General features: G+C 41.0%; 15 protein-coding genes and 2 rRNA genes (1 of these 17 only partly in view). 16 read left to right on the forward strand and 1 reads right to left on the reverse strand.

Annotated features, from left to right (window positions below; genetic code table 11):
- The 9 genes from NAG76_07965 to pssA form a co-directional block, all read left to right on the forward strand.
- Window positions 1–2,319: ribosomal RNA gene (locus tag NAG76_07965) — 23S ribosomal RNA — on the forward strand (it extends 612 nt beyond the left edge of the window).
- 104 nt (window positions 2,320–2,423) lie between these two features.
- A 5S ribosomal RNA gene (gene rrf / locus NAG76_07970) occupies window positions 2,424–2,540 on the forward strand.
- Window positions 2,541–3,958: 1,418 nt separating this feature from the next.
- Complete coding sequence (locus tag NAG76_07975) at window positions 3,959–4,420, forward strand: CtsR family transcriptional regulator (GenBank protein ID URN96152.1); 462 nt, start codon at window positions 3,959–3,961, stop codon at window positions 4,418–4,420.
- A gap of 20 nt (window positions 4,421–4,440) precedes the next feature.
- The gene (locus NAG76_07980; protein URN96153.1) at window positions 4,441–4,962 is read left to right on the forward strand and encodes a UvrB/UvrC motif-containing protein; all 522 of its coding nucleotides are present in this window, start codon (window positions 4,441–4,443) and stop codon (window positions 4,960–4,962) included.
- A gap of 37 nt (window positions 4,963–4,999) precedes the next feature.
- Window positions 5,000–6,085 carry a protein arginine kinase gene (locus NAG76_07985; GenBank protein ID URN96154.1) on the forward strand — a complete coding sequence of 362 codons (1,086 nt, stop codon included), beginning with the start codon at window positions 5,000–5,002 and terminating at the stop codon, window positions 6,083–6,085.
- On the forward strand, window positions 6,082–8,523 hold the full coding sequence (locus NAG76_07990) for an ATP-dependent Clp protease ATP-binding subunit (protein ID URN96155.1): 2,442 nt from the start codon (window positions 6,082–6,084) through the stop codon (window positions 8,521–8,523). The genes NAG76_07985 and NAG76_07990 overlap by 4 nt, the downstream gene beginning before the upstream one ends.
- A gap of 304 nt (window positions 8,524–8,827) precedes the next feature.
- A complete protein-coding gene (gene radA, locus NAG76_07995; protein ID URN96156.1) occupies window positions 8,828–10,195 on the forward strand; it encodes a DNA repair protein RadA in 1,368 nt (455 codons plus the stop codon).
- A 245-nt stretch (window positions 10,196–10,440) separates the two neighbouring features.
- Complete coding sequence (disA, locus tag NAG76_08000; GenBank protein URN96157.1) at window positions 10,441–11,517, forward strand: DNA integrity scanning diadenylate cyclase DisA; 1,077 nt, start codon at window positions 10,441–10,443, stop codon at window positions 11,515–11,517.
- A gap of 83 nt (window positions 11,518–11,600) precedes the next feature.
- On the forward strand, window positions 11,601–12,329 hold the full coding sequence (gene pssA / locus NAG76_08005; protein ID URN96158.1) for a CDP-diacylglycerol--serine O-phosphatidyltransferase: 729 nt from the start codon (window positions 11,601–11,603) through the stop codon (window positions 12,327–12,329).
- A gap of 141 nt (window positions 12,330–12,470) precedes the next feature.
- On the opposite strand, the gene NAG76_08010 is transcribed toward pssA, so the two are convergent.
- Window positions 12,471–12,875: a DUF1573 domain-containing protein gene (locus NAG76_08010; GenBank protein ID URN96159.1), complete on the reverse strand. Its 405-nt coding sequence runs from the start codon at window positions 12,873–12,875 to the stop codon at window positions 12,471–12,473.
- 146 nt (window positions 12,876–13,021) lie between these two features.
- Here NAG76_08010 and NAG76_08015 point away from each other — a divergent pair, with 146 nt between their 5' ends.
- The 7 genes from NAG76_08015 (at window position 13,022) to NAG76_08045 (ending at window position 20,887) form a co-directional block, all read left to right on the forward strand.
- On the forward strand, window positions 13,022–14,116 hold the full coding sequence (locus NAG76_08015) for a PIN/TRAM domain-containing protein (GenBank protein URN96160.1): 1,095 nt from the start codon (window positions 13,022–13,024) through the stop codon (window positions 14,114–14,116).
- A gap of 52 nt (window positions 14,117–14,168) precedes the next feature.
- The gene (gene ispD, locus NAG76_08020) at window positions 14,169–14,867 is read left to right on the forward strand and encodes a 2-C-methyl-D-erythritol 4-phosphate cytidylyltransferase (protein URN96161.1); all 699 of its coding nucleotides are present in this window, start codon (window positions 14,169–14,171) and stop codon (window positions 14,865–14,867) included.
- Window positions 14,868–14,951: 84 nt separating this feature from the next.
- On the forward strand, window positions 14,952–15,428 hold the full coding sequence (gene ispF, locus NAG76_08025) for a 2-C-methyl-D-erythritol 2,4-cyclodiphosphate synthase (GenBank protein URN96162.1): 477 nt from the start codon (window positions 14,952–14,954) through the stop codon (window positions 15,426–15,428).
- A 263-nt stretch (window positions 15,429–15,691) separates the two neighbouring features.
- On the forward strand, window positions 15,692–17,152 hold the full coding sequence (gene gltX, locus NAG76_08030; protein URN96163.1) for a glutamate--tRNA ligase: 1,461 nt from the start codon (window positions 15,692–15,694) through the stop codon (window positions 17,150–17,152).
- Between the two features lie 1,221 nt (window positions 17,153–18,373).
- Complete coding sequence (cysE, locus tag NAG76_08035; protein ID URN96164.1) at window positions 18,374–19,021, forward strand: serine O-acetyltransferase; 648 nt, start codon at window positions 18,374–18,376, stop codon at window positions 19,019–19,021.
- Window positions 19,022–19,042: 21 nt separating this feature from the next.
- Window positions 19,043–20,452, forward strand: coding sequence for a cysteine--tRNA ligase (cysS, locus tag NAG76_08040; GenBank protein URN96165.1), 1,410 nt, complete (start codon window positions 19,043–19,045; stop codon window positions 20,450–20,452).
- A 9-nt stretch (window positions 20,453–20,461) separates the two neighbouring features.
- Window positions 20,462–20,887, forward strand: coding sequence for a Mini-ribonuclease 3 (locus NAG76_08045; GenBank protein URN96166.1), 426 nt, complete (start codon window positions 20,462–20,464; stop codon window positions 20,885–20,887).
- The last annotated feature ends 294 nt before the right edge of the window (window positions 20,888–21,181 follow it).

A 21,181-nucleotide genomic window follows, 5' to 3' on the forward strand; every position in this document is an offset into this window, starting at 1 on the left:
TTTGTAGAATGAACCGGCGAGTTACGATTACGTGCAAGGTTAAGTTGGAAAGACGGAGCCGCAGCGAAAGCGAGTCTGAATAGGGCGAATAAGTACGTAGTCGTAGACCCGAAACCGTGTGATCTACCCCTGTCCAGGGTGAAGGTGCGGTAACACGCACTGGAGGCCCGAACCCACGCACGTTGAAAAGTGCGGGGATGAGGTGGGGGTAGCGGAGAAATTCCAATCGAACTCGGAGATAGCTGGTTCTCCCCGAAATAGCTTTAGGGCTAGCCTCGGATTAGAGTGTCGTGGAGGTAGAGCACTGATTGGGTGCGGGGCCCGCCAAGGGTTACCAAGTCTAGTCAAACTCCGAATGCCACAGACATGTTATCCGGGAGTCAGACAGTGAGTGCTAAGATCCATTGTCAAGAGGGAAACAGCCCAGATCATCAGCTAAGGTCCCCAAGTGTGTGTTAAGTGGGAAAGGATGTGGAGTTGCACAGACAACCAGGATGTTGGCTTAGAAGCAGCCACCATTTAAAGAGTGCGTAATAGCTCACTGGTCGAGTGACTCTGCGCCGAAAATGTAACGGGGCTAAACACACCACCGAAGCTATGGCATGTACCTTATGGTACTTGGGTAGGGGAGCGTTGAATATAGGTTGAAGTCAGACCGTAAGGACTGGTGGACAGTATTCAAGTGAGAATGCCGGTATGAGTAACGAAAAGACAAGTGAGAATCTTGTCCGCCGTAAGCCTAAGGGTTCCTGAGGAAGGCTCGTCCTCTCAGGGTAAGTCGGGACCTAACGCGAGGCCGAAAGGCGTAGTGGAAGGACAACAGGTTGAAATTCCTGTACCACCGAAAACCGTTTGAGCAATGGGGTGACACAGAAGGGTAGTGACGCGGACTGATGGAATAGTCCGTCTAAGTAGTGAGGCTTGTCGATAGGAAAATCCGTCGGCTATAAGGCTGGGCTGCGATGGGGAGCGAAAATTATAGTAGCGAAGGTCATGAGCTCCGGCTGTCAAGAAAAGCCTCTAGTTAGGTATAGGTGCCCGTACCGCAAACCGACACAGGTAGGCGAGCAGAGCATGCTAAGGCGCGCGGAAGAACTCTCGTTAAGGAACTCGGCAAAATGACCCCGTAACTTAGGGAGAAGGGGTGCCCCGGTAGGGTTAATAGCCCGAGGGGGCCGCAGTGAAAAGGCCCAATCGACTGTTTAGCAAAAACACAGGTCTGTGCGAAGTCGTAAGACGAAGTATACGGGCTGACGCCTGCCCGGTGCTGGAAGGTTAAGGGGAGTGGTTAGGGGTAACCCGAAGCTATGAACCGAAGCCCCAGTAAACGGCGGCCGTAACTATAACGGTCCTAAGGTAGCGAAATTCCTTGTCAGGTAAATTCTGACCCGCACGAATGGCGTAACGAATTGGGCGCTGTCTCAACGAGAGATCCGGTGAAATTTTAATACCTGTGAAGATGCAGGTTACCCGCGACAAGACGGAAAGACCCCATGGAGCTTTACTGCAACTTGATATTGAACTTTGGTACGATCTGTACAGGATAGGTGGGAGCCTTTGAGTCATGAGCGCCAGCTTGTGAGGAGGCGACGTTGGGATACCACCCTGATCGTATCGGAGTTCTAACCTGCTACCCTGAATCGGGTAGAGGGACCGTGTCAGGTGGGCAGTTTGACTGGGGCGGTCGCCTCCTAAAGAGTAACGGAGGCGCCCAAAGGTTCCCTCAGAATGGTTGGAAATCATTCGAAGAGTGCAAAGGCAAAAGGGAGCTTGACTGCGAGACCTACAAGTCGAGCAGGGACGAAAGTCGGGCTTAGTGATCCGGTGGTACCGCATGGAAGGGCCATCGCTCAACGGATAAAAGCTACCCTGGGGATAACAGGCTTATCTCCCCCAAGAGTCCACATCGACGGGGAGGTTTGGCACCTCGATGTCGGCTCATCGCATCCTGGGGCTGAAGTAGGTCCCAAGGGTTGGGCTGTTCGCCCATTAAAGCGGTACGCGAGCTGGGTTCAGAACGTCGTGAGACAGTTCGGTCCCTATCTGTCGCGGGCGCAGGAAATTTGAGAAGAGCTGTCCTTAGTACGAGAGGACCGGGATGGACGTACCGCTGGTGTACCAGTTGTTTCGCCAGAAGCATAGCTGGGTAGCTAAGTACGGACGGGATAAACGCTGAAAGCATCTAAGCGTGAAGCCCCCTTCAAGATGAGATTTCCCAATTAGTAAGACCCCTTGAAGACGACGAGGTTGATAGGTTCGGGGTGTAAGTGTAGCAATACATGTAGCTGACGAATACTAATCGGTCGAGGGCTTATCCTAACAATCTTTTCTATGCGTAAGCAAGAAAAGTACATTGATACAAGCATCACTTTGGAGTTTTACCTTTCCTATTCAGTTTTGAGGGCGCAAGCTCTAGTAAGACGTTTGGTGATGACGGCGAAAGGGAACCACGCGTACCCATCTCGAACACGACCGTTAAGCCTTTCAGCGCCGATGGTACTTGGACCGCAGGGTCCTGGGAGAGTAGGACGTCGCCAAGCACGGATAAGCCCATTGCATAAGCAGTGGGCTTTTTTGTGCGTTCTAACGTGTGATCACGCTGATTAAGCTGACGAAGTTGATTCGACGGCGAAGAGGCCATTCATCGCTCGTTCCAGTACTCATGTACCAAGTCCGTACATTCCGTGCTTCACGTCCCTAACTTCATGTCCTCTTCTTGGTGCTGACACGTTATATGCCCGAGAAGTAACATTCCTTGAGGTGGAGCAGGAGGAGGAGTGTTGTTCAGGGAGCAAACTTTCAAGCTAATTCGGGGTAGGATAGGTTATTCATTGAAGTTAGGTTAAGGATTAAGAGGTATGTTTCTTGCAGAAACGTTTTATTGCTGGTGTACGAATGTCGTACACAACACTATACACAACACTATACACAACACACTACAATACATTCTGCCCATCGCTTCACTGGTGTTATATGTAGAGAAGTTAGAAGGATTTAAACAACGAATAAGGCTACTGCATATGCAGTAGCCTTATTTGTTTCTAATCTAAGTATTGAGGGTGAGTAGTACGAAGATTGGTTTTGTTGCGAGGCTAATGTGAGGGATTGGTTAAAACTTGGAGGAATGCTACAAATAGATGGTAAAGAAAATTTGCAGAAGGATGCTGGCTTTTTAAGTCGAATCAAAATACAGAAGAACAACTTGTTACTGATTAATGCAACACAATGATCATTCTATGTTTTAATATGGAAGTAAATAAATAAGGTGCTTATTAAAAAAATTAGTAGATGATTCATCGAGTTAGGAATGATTTATTAAGAAGAAACTCAGTATAGAATGAGTTATTCTAGAAGAAATTTTTATGAGGAAGAGTTGTCGAAGTAATTATCATGGAATGAATGCATGATATAAACTGATGGGAAATTGTAACTAAATATATTGTAAAACATTCTCATAAAAAAGTAAATATGGAATATTAATGTAATAATATGAAGATTGATGAGACTTGAAAAGGGAAACTAAGGTCGAAGAACTACATTAATATAGGACCTTTGTCATCGATAAATGTATAAAATATAGGTAGAAAAATGGTATTCAGAATGGTAATAACCTGAATTCTATTCCAGCTATATAACATAATATTAGTGAAACATTATTCATAATTCGAAGGGGCATATTAAGTAAACCATACATAAAATAATGAATGTGATAAAAATGAGCATCATAAAAAATATATAGCTTGAAAAAAATAGTAGTTTGTATAGGTATATTTGATCTTGTAAAGAATCATCCTAATTAATAAAAGGAAATCAGCATGATAAGAGGAATAATTTAGTTGTTAGAATTATCAGAAAAATTACGAAAAAAACTTGACCTGAAAAATATAATTTGTATAATGAAGTTAAGGTCAAAGAAAGTCAAAGTCAATATAATCAGAAATGAGAGGAGGTTCATGATTTGCGTAATATTTCGGATCTCATCGAGCAGTATCTAAAGCAGATACTTGATAATAGCGGTGAAAGTGCTGTAGAGATTCAACGCAATGATCTGGCCGAAAAGTTCTCTTGTGTTCCCTCTCAAATTAATTATGTGATCAGTACACGGTTTACCCTTGAGAAGGGCTACGTTGTAGAAAGTAAACGCGGCGGTGGAGGGTATGTTCGCATTCAACGTGTTGAATTACCTAAATTAAAAGGTATTCAATTACATTTTGATCAAACGATAGGTGATCAAATTGATCAATGTAATGCAGAAGGACTTATCTATCAGCTTGAAGAAGCAGGTCATATGACAAAGCGTGAAGCGAATCTAATACGTGTAGCCATTCATCGAGATACACTGGTATTAAAGCTTCCATATCGTGATGAATTACGAGCAAGATTGTTAAAATCGATGTTGGTTGCTTTATTATTGAAATAAGTAGCAAGGAGTTGTGTATGATGACTTGTCAAGAATGTGGGAAGAGACCCTCAACGTTACATTTTACTAAGATCATAAATGGAGAAAAGACTGAATTTCATATTTGTGAAGTTTGTGCAAGGGAAAGGGGAGAAAGTATCCCTGGTTCACCGAACAGTTTCTCTATTCACAGTTTACTTTCAGGAATTCTAGATTTTGATGCGATTGGTAATAAAAGCTTAAGCAATATCCAGCCACAAGAATCTGTTCGATGCGAAACATGTGGAATGAGCTATACTCAATTCAGCAAAATTGGACGTTTTGGCTGTAGTGATTGTTATAATGCCTTTTCTGAACGATTGAATCCTCTCATTAAACGGATTCACGGCAGTACTATGCATAGTGGTAAAATACCTAAACGTTCCGGTGGCAAAATTCAATGTAAGAGACAAATAGAAGAATTACGTAGCGAACTTCATCGTAATATTGAAATCGAAGAGTTCGAAAAAGCAGCTGAGCTTCGAGATGAAATTCGTGAGCTTGAAAAAAAGATGCAACAATGATGAATTGATATTATTTATATAGATAGGAGTGAGTTTGTTGACAGAGCATCAATTTTCTTCCGATGCACTTAGTGATTGGATGAGAGGTCAAGGACCAGATTCAGACGTTGTTATAAGTAGTAGAGTTCGCTTAGCACGTAATCTTAATCATCAACCGTTTCCTCTACTTGCGACAACAGCTCAATCCAATGAAGTGTTAGAACAATTATTACAAGTAAGTGATTCAGGAACGCTTGATGCTCATGGGCATTTCAATACTATTTTACTAAAGGACTTAAGCGAATTAGATAAACGAGTATTAGTAGAGAAGCATCTTATTAGTCCTAACTTAGCTAATGAGTCTCGAGCAGGTGCCGTTATTCTAAGTGATAATGAAGCTGTTAGCATTATGATCAATGAAGAAGATCATTTGCGCATACAATGTTTATATCCAGGTTTTCAAATTATGGAATCATGGAAATTAGCAAGTGAGATCGATGATTCATACGAGGATGCTATAGAATTTGCATTTGATGAGAATAAAGGATACTTAACGACGTGTCCTACCAATGTAGGTACTGGGCTAAGAGCGTCAGTAATGATGCATTTACCCGCATTAGTACTAACATCACAAATTAACCGGATACTTTCAGCAGTCACACAGGTAGGTTTAGCTGTTCGTGGACTTTACGGTGAAGGTAGCGAAGCGTTAGGGAATTTATTCCAAATATCTAATCAAATTACACTTGGTCAATCTGAGCAAGAAATCATAGATAATTTGTATGGGGTAGCTAAGCAAATTATTGAACATGAAAAGGCAGCTCGTCGTAAACTTTTGAATGAGTCATTCAGGCGTGTAGAAGATCGTGTGAAACGTTCTTATGGTATTCTTGCTCATGCAGCTATTATGGATTCCAAGGAAGCAGCACAACGGTTATCTGATGTTCGACTTGGTGCTGATCTAGGCATATTGTCAAACGTTCCGCCGAATGTACTGAATGAATTACTTATTATGACACAACCTGGATTTTTACAACATCGATATAATGAAAAACTCTCTGTAGAGGATCGAGACTATAAGCGAGCAGAACTTATTAGAGAGCAATTGAATAAACAAAGTGAAAGTGGAGGTGCATCATTATGATGTTTGGTAGATTTACTGAGCGTGCCCAAAAAGTGCTAGCGTTAGCGCAAGAAGAAGCAGTACGTTTGGGACATAACAATATTGGTACAGAGCATATTTTACTTGGTCTAATACGTGAAGGTGAAGGTATTGCAGCGAAAGCATTACAAGGACTAGGTTTAGGTCTTGAAAAAATTCAAGACGAAGTGGAAGCATTAATTGGTCGTGGACAAGAACAACCTAACAATATTGCCTATACACCTCGTGCGAAAAAAGTTATTGAATTATCGATGGATGAAGCACGTAAGCTTGGTCATACGTATGTTGGTACAGAGCATATTTTACTTGGTCTAATTCGCGAAGGTGAAGGCGTTGCAGCTCGAGTGTTGAATAACCTTGGCATTAGCTTGAATAAAGCTCGTCAACAAGTACTTCAATTACTAGGTAGCAGCGAGGCTGTATCCAGCCATCAGCACACTCAAACGAATGTAAGTACACCTACACTTGATGGATTGGCTAGAGATTTGACAGTGTCAGCGAGAGAAGGTAATCTAGATCCGGTCATTGGTCGTTCCAAAGAGATTGAGCGTGTTATCCAAGTTTTAAGTCGTCGTACGAAAAACAATCCTGTACTAATCGGTGAGCCAGGTGTCGGTAAAACTGCAATTGCCGAAGGATTAGCACAAAAAATTATTAACAATGAAATTCCTGAAACGCTACGTGACAAACGCGTAATGACACTAGATATGGGATCTGTTGTAGCAGGCACAAAATATCGTGGTGAATTTGAAGATCGTCTGAAAAAAATTATGGACGAAATTCGCCAAGCAGGAAACATTATTTTGTTTATTGATGAGTTGCATACATTAATCGGTGCAGGTGGTGCTGAAGGAGCAATCGATGCTTCTAATATTTTGAAGCCAGCTCTAGCACGTGGTGAGTTACAATGTATCGGTGCGACTACACTAGATGAATATCGCAAATATATTGAGAAAGATGCGGCACTTGAACGTCGTTTCCAACCTATCACTGTAGATCAACCATCTGTTGAAGAAGCTATTCAAATTCTATATGGTCTACGCGATCGATATGAAGCTCATCACCGTGTAAAAATTACTGATGAGTCTATCATTCAAGCTGTTAAATTATCTGATCGTTATATCCCTGATCGCTTCTTGCCAGATAAGGCGATCGACCTAGTAGATGAAGCTGGTTCTCGTGTAAGATTGAACACTTACACTGTACCACCTAATTTGAAAGAATTAGAAAACCGTCTTGAAAACATTCGTAAAGAAAAAGATGCCGCTGTTCAAAGTCAAGAGTTCGAAAAAGCAGCTGCACTTCGAGATACTGAACAAAAAATACGTGAAGAGCTAGATACAACGAAAAACATTTGGAAAGAAAAACAAGGACGTACAGATTCAGAAGTAACTCCAGAGGATATCGCTCAAGTTGTAGCAAGCTGGACAGGAATCCCGGTAAGCAAGCTTGGTGAAGGAGAGACAGAACGCCTGCTTAATATGGAAAGTATTCTTCATGACCGCCTAATTGGTCAAGAAGACGCAGTTAAGTCTGTATCACGTGCGATTCGTCGTGCTCGTGCAGGTCTAAAAGATCCTAAGCGTCCAATTGGTTCCTTTATTTTCCTTGGTCCAACTGGTGTGGGTAAAACGGAACTAGCTCGTGCATTAGCTGAAGCGATGTTTGGCGATGAGAATGCAGTTATACGTATTGATATGTCAGAGTATATGGAGAAACACTCTACTTCTCGTCTAGTCGGTGCACCTCCAGGATATGTTGGATATGAAGAGGGAGGTCAATTAACAGAGAAAGTACGTCGTAAACCATACTCTGTTGTATTGCTTGATGAGATCGAAAAAGCTCATCCAGAAGTATTCAATATTTTACTACAAGTACTTGAAGATGGACGATTAACGGATTCTAAAGGTCGTGTCGTTGACTTCCGCAATACATTAATTATTATGACTTCTAACGTCGGTGCTGATCAAATTAAGAAAAACTCTACACTTGGCTTTACAGCAGTAAATGATGCAGGTAGAGAGTTTGCATCTATGAAAGACAAAGTATTGACAGAACTTAAGAAGAGCTTCCGTCCGGAATTCATTAACCGTATTGATGAGACGATCGTGTTCCATTCACTTGGTGAAGAGCATATCGCACAAATCGTTACGTTAATGTCGGACGATCTAGCAAAACGTTTGAAAGAGCAAGAGATCGTCTTTACTTTATCTGATGAAGCGAAGAAATTCCTTGCCAAAGAAGGATATGATCCACAATATGGTGCTCGTCCATTACGTCGAGCTATCCAAAAACATATTGAAGATCGTCTTTCAGAAGATTTGCTAATGGGCGTTATTCAAAAGGGAGATTCCTTCCTTATTGATGAGAAAGATGGCGGCTTAGTTGTAGTGAAAGATGTAAAAGCTACCGTAGAATAAAGGGCAAGCATTATTAAAGGGTGTCATAGGAAGTAGATAATTTCTACTCCTGTGACACCCTTTTTGTATAAGGCCGATATTCATTAAAACGAAAGCGTAACTAAGGGTCGTAATCGATGAGATACATCGCTAACGTAAAGCCTTCCAACTTCAATGAAATTCAATCTAGACAAAGTGAAATGTTTCACTAAGGCGTCTTTTGAAAATTTGTTGTTAATGTTAAGATAAAAGAAAACGATCGAAATCGTCATTAAGTGAATGTTCAATAAACGGGCTTTCGCAAGTCGAGAAGAAGGAGTTTGTTATGGCAAAGGTAAAGATAAAATTCGCCTGCACGGAATGTGGAACGGAATCGACACGTTGGCTTGGTAAATGTCCAGGCTGTCAGTCGTGGAATACGATGGTTGAACATAAAGAAACAGTGTCGAAAACTAAAGGCGTCGGGTTAACTGGTGCTCTTGGAAAAGAAAAACCGTTGTCAATTACGAAGATAGAAACGGGTAAAGAGCCGCGCATTGAGACGGAAATGGTGGAGCTTAACCGAGTGCTTGGTGGCGGAGTAGTCCCTGGTTCACTTATACTAGTCGGCGGAGATCCTGGTATCGGGAAATCGACGTTATTGTTACAAACTTCGCATGCTCTTGCCTCTAAAGACTACAAAGTATTATATATATCGGGCGAAGAATCGGTTCGACAAACGAAGCTACGCGCAGATCGTCTTGGTGCAATAACAGAGCATTTATATGTACTTTGTGAAACAAATATGGAGCATATTAATGAATCAATAGAAAATCTAGATCCAGATTTTTTAGTCATTGACTCCATTCAAACGGTCTATGATCCAAGTGTTGAATCTGCACCAGGAAGTGTTTCACAGATTCGTGAATGTACTGCTCATTTTATGAGAGTTGCGAAGCAAAAAGGGATTGCGACCGTATTAGTAGGTCATGTGACTAAAGAAGGTGCGATAGCAGGACCTCGTCTTCTAGAGCATATGGTTGACTGTGTGCTTTATTTTGAAGGGGAACGACATCATACGTATAGACTACTACGTGCGGTGAAAAACCGCTTCGGCTCAACGAATGAAATTGGCATATTCGAAATGGGTGAAGATGGATTGCGAGAAGTAACTAATCCTTCGGAGTTATTTCTATCTGAACGTCCTCTAGGCGTATCTGGGTCAATGGTCGTGGCAAGTATGGAAGGGACTAGACCTGTACTGGTAGAGCTTCAAGCACTAGTAGCCCCTACCAATTTCCCTTCGCCAAGGCGTATGTCTGCAGGGATTGACCATCATCGTATGTCTTTAATTATTGCTGTACTTGAGAAACGAATGGGGATGTTTCTACAGAACCAAGATGCTTATTTGAACGTAGCGGGTGGTCTGAAGTTGGACGAACCGGCAGTAGATTTGGCAGCAGCAGTATGCATTGCATCTAGTTTCAAGGATGCGCCTACTAAGCCAGATGATGTTATATTTGGCGAAATTGGATTAACAGGTGAAGTACGAGCAGTTTCGAGAGCAGAACAGCGTGTAAAGGAAGCGGCGAAGCTCGGTTTTAAACGCGTCATTATGCCCGAGAAGAGTCTAAAGGGATGGACGCCACCAAAAGGGATTAAAGTAATTGGGGTTCAAAATATTGCAGAAGCATTGAAAGCAGCTCTTGAGTAACTATAAGGATAAGTAATGAAGTAGCTACAAGCACTGGATGGGAATTTAGTTAGTTGTATGCTATTGGCAAGTTCTATGTTATTGTAAAATAGTTGAGAATATAAACATTATTTAGATATATTGCTCTGAAAACGCATGAAATTTACTGGATTTCAATATGATATAAGTAGTGTACATAAATCGCTATATTCTGTTGCAATTTCAGAAGTGAATATATATAGCATCCTTTGAATAGGGGGAACAGCATGAAGGAAGTTAGTCAACGAGAAAAAATGAATAGTTTATTACAACTTGTGGCGCCAGGTACCCCTTTTCGTGATGGGTTGGAAAATGTACTCCGAGCAAAGACCGGTGCATTACTAGTCGTTGGTTACAGTCCTGAAGTTATGGAAGTTGTAGATGGTGGTTTTGCGATAAATTGTGATTTTTCGCCCAATTATTTATATGAACTTGCCAAAATGGATGGAGCAATCATTTTAAGTGAGGATTTGAAACGTATTTTATATGCAAATACGCAACTTATTCCAAATAGTAGCATACCTTCAACAGAGACGGGAATTAGGCACCGTACTGCTGAACGTGTAGCGAAGCAGACAGGTAAATTAGTAGTTTCTATTTCTCAGCGGCGTAATATTATAACCTTATATCAAGGAACACTGCGCTATTCATTGAAGGATATGGGATTTATTTTAACAAAAGCAAATCAAGCTATTCGTACGTTAGAACGCTATCAATCGGTACTTAGTCAGGCGTTTACAAACTTATCGGCCATGGAATATGAGGACTTAGTAACGCTGCAAGAAGTTGCTCACGTCATTCAACGTTCAGAATTACTTGATCGTATTAAGACCGAAATCATTCGTTACGTCAATGAATTGGGAACCGAAGGCAGATTAATACGTATGCAAATGGAAGAGTTAATTGTTGGTCTAGAAGAGGAAGTCTCATATCTTATTACTGACTACATAAAAGATACGAGTGCTGGCAAAGTAGTTGAATTCCAACAATCGCTCAAAAGGTTAAGTAATGAAGAATTACTTGAAGCATCAATGATTGTAAAATTGCTTGGCTATCCAAACAGTACGATGTTAGCTGATGAGGCGATTTCTTCTCGAGGATATCGATTGTTGTCTAAAATTCCACGACTTCCTGTATCTATTATGAATAAATTGGTTGAGAAGTTCGGGAAACTTTCGGTTATATTAATGGCAACAGCAGAGGATTTGGACGCGGTAGAAGGTATTGGAGAAGTGCGAGCTAGAACGATCAGGGATGGTTTGAGACGCATCCAAGAGCAAGTGTTCATTGACAGACAAATCTAAAACCCCTACAATTAACTGAATGTGCTACAAAATATGTATTCATTATTGTAGGTAGAACGCATTGAAAAAAAGAGGTGGATGAGATGATTACGAAGTCAATACCGAGCATTCTTACGCTAGGAAACTTATGTCTTGGTGTAATCTCAATCATGTTAGTTTTCAACGAACGCTCAGGTATGGCAGCAATCATGATCATAATTGCAATGTTATTAGATGGTGTTGACGGCCGTGTTGCTCGAGCGCTTAACGCTCAAAGTGAGTTTGGGAAAGAGTTAGATTCTTTAGCAGATGTGATCTCATTCGGGGTAGCCCCTGCTTTTATTATGTATGTTGTGGCATTACAAGACGTAACACCAATATTATCTTATTTTGTAACAGCATTATTTCCGATATGTGGTGCACTTCGCCTTGCGAGATTCAACGTTAAATCCAGTTCACCAGGACATTTTATAGGTTTACCTATTCCTGCAGCAGGTGGAATACTTGCAACAGTGGCTCTATTCAAGGGCGATGTATCACCAATCGTATTTATTATTACATCTATTGTGTTAGCTTTATTGATGGTCAGTAATATTCGTTACCCAAGTTTCAAACGAATTGGTATTCCAAAAGGTGCATTGTGGGTTATTCCGATTATTGTTATTGTGGCACTTGTTATTGGAATTATGTTTGAGGAGCATTTATCGAAGGTATTCTTTATTCCATTAATACTATATGCACTTTACGGATTAAAAAAAAACGTTAGACGTCGTTCGAAACGTAAACAACAATATAACATTCAAGAAGAAGAGCAATCTGAAAAGCATGCCTAAACATATAAAGAGCGTACGCATCGTAGTTAATATTAACTACTGTAGCGTACGCTCTTTTCGCTATGACAAATTATATTTGGCGAAAAAACCTAACTTATAAACGCGGTCGCTCACCCTCGAATGACCTTGATAGAGGTTTTCTCATGTTAGATTAAACAACCCTAGAGTTGAGCATTTCGTTGATTCTGCGGCAACTACTTCTGTAAGATCAAGCTGCAATTGCGTACATAGTGCAGTGAGATAGAAAAGATTGCGGCCTAATGAAGATTCCACAAATTCTTTGCAATGCTCACATAATTGGCCTGAAAGATGATTTTTGATCGTAGATTGTGAGCCATCTAGAGATTGTAATTCATTGAATGGTTGCTTGGATGCGTTTAATTCGATACAACCACAGTCAGTAATTGCTTTTGTAACGGATCGATTAACAGCTGCACTTGTCTGATCTAACTTGGACATAATGTCAAGCACACTTCGATGTCTAAGAAGTAGTTGTGATACTTGATCTTGAAATTGATCTAGCGAGGGATGTTCCTTTGTAGACACAATCTTCACCTGCCTCTTAAAGTGTATTATGGCTATATTATAAACATTATTACAGTCAATTTCCACTTTGTGTATATTTAGTTGTGTAGACACGGTTAACCTTTCAGAAAATTGCTAATAATTGTAATGGAGGTGAAAGGTAACCTATGAAAAAATTGATTATTATTATAGGTATTTGTATTGGTGCGATGATAGGAGCCGAAATGTCTGGTTGGTTCAATTCTGGTATGGCATGGTCTAATTCAGCGTATCCTTTCTTACAGCACTCAGGCACTTATTACATGAACGTAGCAATCGGAGCATTTCTAGGGTGGATGGTAACTAGTATTTTTGCCAAGCCACTCGTGCGATTGCTTAATAGTGGAGTGGACAAAACAGAAGGAATGCCCCTTCGTCAATTGTTAGCTGCAATTGGTGGATTATGTGTAGGGCTATTTATCGCTGCATTGGTCTATCCTGCAATTGCCCTGCTCGGCGGAATGTGGAAGCTTGTACCTGTTGCGTTAGCGTTAGTATGTGGTTACATTGGTGTGATGATTGGTGTTCGTAAGCAAGATGAATTGGCAGTTGTTGTAGGAAAGTTATTGGAAAAGCAAAAAGTAGTTGCTTCTCAAGGTGAAGTTAAAGGATATGAAGAGCATAAAATACTTGATACGAGTGTTATTATCGATGGACGTATAGCTGACATTTGCAAGACAGGGTTTATTGAAGGGACGCTCGTTATTCCAGAATTCGTACTTGAAGAATTACAACATATCGCTGATTCTTCTGATTTGTTAAAACGTAATCGTGGTCGCCGTGGTTTGGATATACTGAACAAAATTCAGAAAGAGTTAGATGTTCATGTTTTGATCTACGAAGGTGATTTCGAAGAGATAAGCGAAGTGGACAGTAAACTTGTTAAACTTGCTAAAGTATTATCAGGCAAAGTAGTGACGAATGACTTTAACTTGAATAAAGTATGTGAACTACAAGGCGTATCTGTTCTTAACATTAATGATCTTGCTAACGCGGTGAAACCGGTAGTTTTGCCAGGTGAAGAAATCGTAGTACAAGTTATTAAAGATGGTAAGGAAAATGGACAAGGCGTTGCCTATCTAGATGACGGTACGATGATCGTTGTTGAAGGTGGGAGAGAATATATTGGACATACGATGGAAGTGCTTGTAACGAGCGTATTACAAACATCTGCGGGAAGAATGATATTTGCTAAACCAAAGTTATTGGAAAAAGCGCTATAACAAGGTATGATAATACTATTGTATATAGTATGGTTTAAGGTAGGTATCACTCATGAATGAACTTTGGGGTGTCGTAATTGTTGCTGCAGGTCGCGGGACACGTATGGGCACAAGTGAAAGTAAACAATATTTACAACTTGGTGATAGACCAATACTGGTACATACACTACAACGATTTCAATTGATGAAAGACGTTAGCGAAATTGTTCTGGTGGTAGGTACTGAAGATGTAGAACGTTGTCAGCAATGGCGTGACCAATATAACCTTATGAAGGTAAAGACAATTATTGCAGGCGGTACAGAGCGTCAGCATTCTGTATATGCAGGGTTGCAGCATATAGAATCATCATGGGTTATGGTTCATGATGGTGTTAGACCATTCGTCTCTGAACATGCAGTGAAAGCATGTTGTGCGAAGGCCGTAGAACATGGAGCTGCTGTTCTTGCAGTTCCCGTGAAAGATACGATCAAGCAAGTGAATAGCGAAGGTGTAATTACAGCTACCCCAGATCGTAAAAGCTTGTGGGCTATTCAAACGCCGCAAGCTTTTCGTCATGACTTGTTGCTACAAGCTCATGAAGCTGCATTAACGCAAGGGTTACTTGGAACAGATGATGCAATGGTTGTAGAATGGACGGGGTTACCGGTAGTAGTATCTGAAGGTGAGTATACGAATATTAAAATTACGACGCCAGAAGATTTGCCTTGGGCGCAGCAACTACTTTCTAAAATGGAGAACGAGATCACGTAATAGAGGTTTATGCTTCTGATGTTACTATCTGTTTCTATTGAAGCAATCCAGGAAGCCAACAAAAAGTTTTAGGGGGAAAAAGTTATGATTAGAATTGGACAAGGTTTTGATGTACATCAATTAGTAGAAGATCGTCCGTTAATTATTGGAGGAGTGACTATTCCTTATGAAAAAGGATTACTAGGACATTCCGATGCTGACGTATTGTTACATACAATTACAGATGCTATTCTAGGTGCACTTGCATTAGGAGATATAGGAAAACATTTCCCTGATACAGACGCTGCATATAAAGACGCGGATAGTGTAGAATTATTACGTAAAGTATGGGAAATGGTCGAAAATAGAGGCTACCAACTTGGTAATGTAGATGCTACAATTATTGCGCAAAAGCCTAAAATGCTTCCGTACATTCCTGCAATGATTGAAGTAATTGCAAATGTACTACATGCTGATCATTCTCAGGTCAATGTTAAAGCAACAACTACAGAGCAATTAGGGTTTGCTGGGCGTGGTGAAGGTATAGCTTCTCAGGCAGTTGTGTGTTTGGTTAAAAAGTAGACTTTGATAACGATGTGGTTGCTTTGTTGCCTACTCGGCGTCGCATATGCCATTCATCGCTAGCTGTGATGCTCGTGTACCAAGTACGTACACTCCGCTTCTCGCGTCGCTAGCTTCATGTCATCTGCTGGGTTCTGAAAGCCCACTTTTTGAACCTTGATTGGAAGTTTAGAACCCGTTTTAGTTTATGTTTCAATGTAACCTATTATTTACATGGAGTTACATAGGGAGATAATAATAAGTTTTGAAAGGACTGAATATATATGTCAGCAGAAATTAGAGTTAGATATGCACCGTCACCAACAGGTCATCTACATATTGGTAACGCAAGAACGGCATTATTCAATTATTTATTTGCACGTCATTTAGGTGGAAAGTTTATTATACGTATTGAGGATACTGATGTTAAACGTAATGTTGCTGGTGGGGAAGAAAGCCAGTTGAAATATTTGAAATGGCTTGGTATCGATTGGGATGAAAGTATTGATGTTGGCGGGGAGTATGGTCCATACCGTCAAACTGAGCGTCTTGATATTTACAACAAGTATTGGCAAGACCTTATTGATCGCGGCTTAGCTTACCGTTGTTACTGCACGGAAGCAGAACTAGAGCAAGAACGTGAAGAGCAGACTGCTCGCAATGAAACGCCTCGCTATTCTGGTAAGCACCGTAACTTAACAGATGAGCAAAGAGCTGCTTTTGAAGCAGAGGGTCGTATTCCAAGTATTCGCTTCAGAGTGCCTGCAGATCGCACATATACATTCAATGACATGGTTAAAGGAACGATTTCTTTTGATACGAATGAGATGGGTGACTTCGTCATCGTGAAAAAAGATGGAATTCCTACGTATAACTTTGCGGTAGCACTAGATGATCATTTAATGAAAATAAGTCATGTTCTTCGTGGAGAAGATCATATTTCTAATACACCTAGACAATTAATGATCTATGAAGCATTCGGGTGGGAGCCACCACAATTTGCTCATATGACATTAATCGTGAACGAGAGTAAGAAGAAGTTAAGTAAACGTGATGAATCCATTATTCAATTTATCGAACAATATGATAAATTAGGGTATTTGCCAGAAACGTTAATTAACTTTATTGCATTATTAGGTTGGTCGCCAGAGGGTGAACAAGAGATGTATGGTCGTGAACAGCTTATTGAAGTGTTCGACGCTGGCCGTTTAAGTAAAAGTCCTGCTGTTTTTGATTCACAAAAACTTGCATGGATGAATAATGAATATATTAAGAAGGCTGATATAGAGCGTATCGTTGCTTTATGCCTACCACACTTACAAAATGCAGGATTAATAGCAGAGCAACCTAGCGATGAAGTATTGTCATGGGTGCATGATCTAGTAGCGCTACATCAAGACAAACTTCGCAGCGCATCTGAAATTATTGAACATACAGCTCTATTCTTCCGTGAAACAGTTGAAGATGAAGCAGAAGCCATCGAAGTGTTAGCAGAAGAAACAGTACCTACTGTATTATCAGCGTTCCTAGCGGAATTACAAGCAGATGACGCAGAATTTACAGTGGACGGAATTAAAGCAATGATCAAATCTGTACAGAAATCAACAGGCTGCAAAGGTAAAGCACTATTCATGCCAATCCGTGCTGCCATCACTGGTCAAACACACGGTCCTGACTTGAATCAATCCCTTGTATTGCTTGGCCATAATAAAGTAGTTGCCCGCCTACAAGCACGCCTAGCGTAATTGTGTCGTTGTAGCGTCTCTTGCAGCATAATAGCTTCACAATCGTGAGGCTATCCAACTAGGATCAAAGATCCGGAGTTGAACCATCAAAGCGAATCCAACGGGGTTACTCACAAGAGGGCCAACGTTGGCAATTCACTAGTAGTCAACCAGGATCAAAGATCCGCTGTTGAATCATCGAAGCGAATCCAACGAGGTTACTCATAAGAGGGCATCGTGGGGTGCTAGCTTGTCAGCACCGAGTAGTTGGCATGAAGCTAGTGAAGTGAGAAACGGAGTGTACGTGGTTGGTACACGAGTATCGGAGCAAGCGATGAATGACAAATACGAAGTCGATTAAGCACCGATAGATTAATCATCGTGATCACAAGCTAACGGAGGCTTGTCAGTATGTGGGTGATTCGTTATACTTATTGAATAACATAAAGCACTGATCAGGATTAGTAAATTAGATGTCGATGTTCAGAGAGGATAATCAGCGTTTTCTCCTGCGAAAGAGAAGACGTGGGCTGAAAATTATCTCATCACAATAATTGAAGTTGCACCTGTGAGCTTTGTCCCGATCTGTTCTCATATGAACAGGGTAGGTCACAACGTATCATCTGCGTTAAAGATGCTAAGATAATAGGAGAGTGCTCGGCAAGTTATCATTTCTCTTATTAAACAGAGTGGGACCGCGATCTTTGACGCCTCTGTAGTACGTTTACGTACTACGGAGGCTTTTTTTGTTCTTCACATAGAGGATGTTCAATTTGCACGAATCTTTTTGGTGCCGACAGCCGAGCAAATTGAACTTGATTGGAAGAGGGAGTTCAATATCACGACTGTGTGTACGCGGAAACGCGTAGTAGCAGACTCGGGTTGTAATCACGCGGATTATGCTTACGAAGCAATACAAGAAGCTCAGCACAAGCTTCCGCAGAAGGAAGCTTTCCAATTGTGATCACAATTGGAAAGCCCTATTCAACCAGGATCAAAGATCCGGCGTTGAATCATCGAAGCTTATCAATAGCTAATCACCATAGACATACCCACAAAAAGAGCATCATCGAATATTTCGCTTGTCAGGACCAAGTAGTTGACATGAAGCTAGTGACGTGAGAAACGGAGTGTACGTGGTTGGTACACGAGTATCGAAACAAGCGATGAATGGCAAATGCGAAGTCGAATAAACTGCGAAGGTAGACATCGTACTGGCAAGTGAAAAGGGGGGGAACGTGTATGTTTCGGCATTTCCGATCCGACATCCAAGCAGTAATAGAGAATGATCCAGCTGCAAGAAGTCGGTTTGAAGTTATTTTCACTTATTCTGGTTTACACGCAATATGGGCGCACCGTATTGCTCATGCTTGCTATAATGGAAAATGGTATACACTAGCTAGAATGATTTCTCAAGTAAGTCGATTTTTCACGGGTATTGAAATCCATCCTGGAGCACAGATTGGTGAACGTCTGTTTATCGATCATGGGATGGGAGTTGTTATCGGTGAAACTTGTATCATTGGCGACGATGTAGTTATCTATCAAGGAGTGACATTGGGTGGTACAGGTAAAGAAAAAGGTAAACGACACCCAACCATTGGAAATAATGTTGTTATTGGCTCCGGATCAAAAGTGTTAGGTTCTTTTTCTGTAGGGAATAATTCTAGTATTGGCTCCAATGCGGTTGTTCTTCGGGAAGTGCCAGATAATTGTACCGTTGTAGGTAATCCAGGTCGGATAGTGAAAAGAAACGGTGAGAAAGTTCGCGATCGACTTGATCATACACAATTACCAGATCCTATTATTGAGATGCTGAGAGAGATGCAACAAGAGATTGATTCACTGAAGAAATTTAGAAAAGATAAAGAAAATGATCAGAGTAGTTAACGAGGGTGGAGGTTTATTTTAATGTCAGTTACAATTTATAATTCTATCACACGTCAAAAGGAGCAGTTTGTACCGATTGAAGCGGGCAAAGTGCGTATGTATGTGTGTGGACCTACAGTATACGACTATATTCATATTGGAAATGCACGTCCTGCGATTTTCTTTGATGTCGTTCGACGTTATTTGGAGCATACAGGACTTGAAGTCAATTACATTTCTAATTTTACAGATGTAGATGATAAACTGATTCGTAAAGCGAATGAACTTGGTACAACAGTTAATGAAGTAGCAGATAAATTTATTGCAGCTTTCCATGAAGATACTTCGGCAATTGGTATTCGTCCGGCCAACTTGAACCCACGTGTAATGGATCATATCGATGAGGTAGTTGAATTTATTGCTGGGCTAGTAGATAAAGGGCACGCTTATGAAAGTGCAGGAGACGTCTATTTTAGTACTTCAACATTCCCTGACTACGGCAAGCTATCACATCAGAACCTTGATGAGTTACAACATGGTATTCGTGTTGAATTAGATGAGCGTAAAGATAGCGAGCAAGACTTTGTACTATGGAAATCAGCTAAGCCAGGTGAGATCAGTTGGGAAAGTCCTTGGGGTAAAGGTCGTCCAGGTTGGCATATTGAATGTTCGGCAATGGCTCGCAAATATTTGGGTGATACACTAGATATTCATGGCGGTGGACTTGATCTGCAATTTCCGCATCATGAGTGCGAAGTTGCACAATCAGAGTGCTTAACTGGTGAATCACTTGCTCATTATTGGATGCACAATGGTTACATTCATATTAATAATGAGAAAATGTCTAAATCACTTGGTAATGGTATTACCGTTCGTGAGATCGTGAAAAATGTAAAACCACAAGCGATTCGTTACTTCATGCTTGCTGCACATTATCGTAGCCCGTTGAACTTTAGTGATGATACGGTAGCTCAAGCGCTAAATAGCGTTGATCGTATTACTAACAGTTATAACAATGTCCTTCATCGCCTTGAACTTGTTAAAGATCAAGAGCAAGGTAGTCTAGATGCACAAATACACGCTGAACTACTGCGAATTGAACTTAATTTTAATAGCAAGATGAATGATGATTTCAATACGCCTGATGCAATTACTGCATTATTTGAGTTGGTGGCATTGGCGAATACGAAGTTACAAGATACGAATTTAAGTTATGCGTCTATCGAAGCTATTGAAAAGTTATTCCTTACGTTTGATAATGTTCTTGGATTATTGCCTGAAAAAGCGGAAGTAGATAATTTGGAAGAACAAGTCGAGCAACTTATTGTTGAACGTACAGAAGCAAGAGCGACAAAAAATTGGGCAAGAGCCGATGAGATTCGTGATTTGCTTAATGAAATGAATATCGTACTAGAGGATACTCCACAAGGTATTCGCTGGCGCCGTAAGTGAGCGTGAACTATGGATAATCCATTTGCATTTCATAACCCTAGTAAATCACCAAATCTCGTCTCGCCTGTAGTATTAGCCTATATGGGCGATGCGGTATATGAGATGATGGTAAGACAATATTTGATTTCCTTACCCAATCATAAGTCGCATCACTTGCATAAAGAAGCTACGCAATTCGTGTCTGCAAAGGCACAACGCAAAATGTTAGAAAAGTGGCAGTCACACCTTACGGAGGAAGAAGCGGATATCGTTCGACGTGGTCGTAACACTAAGTCAGGCAATCCTCCGAAAAATGCAGATATGTTAGATTATCGGCATGCAACTGCGCTAGAAGCATTAGTTGGTTACTTATATTTTGAAGGACGGATCGAGCGGCTAGGGCAATTATTAGCTATCGGCATCGAAGGTAGCGGTAGTTCAAAAAGCGGACTTTGATAACGATGTTAAGCTAAAGTAGCTTAGTCGACGTCGAATATGAAGTGAACTTGGAAAGTGCGGTTCGCGTGTACCAATAACGTACACTTGCGCTTCCACCTTTCTCAAGTAGCACTCCATCTTCTCGGCTTGCGAAAGCCCGTTTTTTGAACCTTTATTGGAATGGGTAGTTCAAAAAGCGGACTTTGATAACGATGTTAAGCTAACTCAGCTTAGTCAACGTCGAATATGAAGTGAACTTGGAAAGTATAGCGAAAGCTCACTTTTTATGCGTTTATTAGAATAGGTCAAACT

The organism is Candidatus Pristimantibacillus lignocellulolyticus, from assembly GCA_023639215.1.
GTDB classification, from domain to species: domain Bacteria; phylum Bacillota; class Bacilli; order Paenibacillales; family Paenibacillaceae; genus Pristimantibacillus; species Pristimantibacillus lignocellulolyticus.

Excerpts from the sequence above, each read along its gene's own strand:
- NAG76_07980 (URN96153.1), top strand. The coding sequence starts at position 4,441 with ATGACTTGTCAAGAATGTGGGAAGAGACCCTCAACGTTACATTTTACT.
- NAG76_07990 (URN96155.1), top strand. The coding sequence starts at position 6,082 with ATGATGTTTGGTAGATTTACTGAGCGTGCCCAAAAAGTGCTAGCGTTA.
- radA (URN96156.1), top strand. The coding sequence starts at position 8,828 with ATGGCAAAGGTAAAGATAAAATTCGCCTGCACGGAATGTGGAACGGAA.
- disA (URN96157.1), top strand. The coding sequence starts at position 10,441 with ATGAAGGAAGTTAGTCAACGAGAAAAAATGAATAGTTTATTACAACTT.
- pssA (URN96158.1), top strand. The coding sequence starts at position 11,601 with ATGATTACGAAGTCAATACCGAGCATTCTTACGCTAGGAAACTTATGT.
- NAG76_08015 (URN96160.1), top strand. The coding sequence starts at position 13,022 with ATGAAAAAATTGATTATTATTATAGGTATTTGTATTGGTGCGATGATA.
- ispD (URN96161.1), top strand. The coding sequence starts at position 14,169 with ATGAATGAACTTTGGGGTGTCGTAATTGTTGCTGCAGGTCGCGGGACA.
- ispF (URN96162.1), top strand. The coding sequence starts at position 14,952 with ATGATTAGAATTGGACAAGGTTTTGATGTACATCAATTAGTAGAAGAT.
- gltX (URN96163.1), top strand. The coding sequence starts at position 15,692 with ATGTCAGCAGAAATTAGAGTTAGATATGCACCGTCACCAACAGGTCAT.
- cysE (URN96164.1), top strand. The coding sequence starts at position 18,374 with ATGTTTCGGCATTTCCGATCCGACATCCAAGCAGTAATAGAGAATGAT.
- cysS (URN96165.1), top strand. The coding sequence starts at position 19,043 with ATGTCAGTTACAATTTATAATTCTATCACACGTCAAAAGGAGCAGTTT.
- NAG76_08045 (URN96166.1), top strand. The coding sequence starts at position 20,462 with ATGGATAATCCATTTGCATTTCATAACCCTAGTAAATCACCAAATCTC.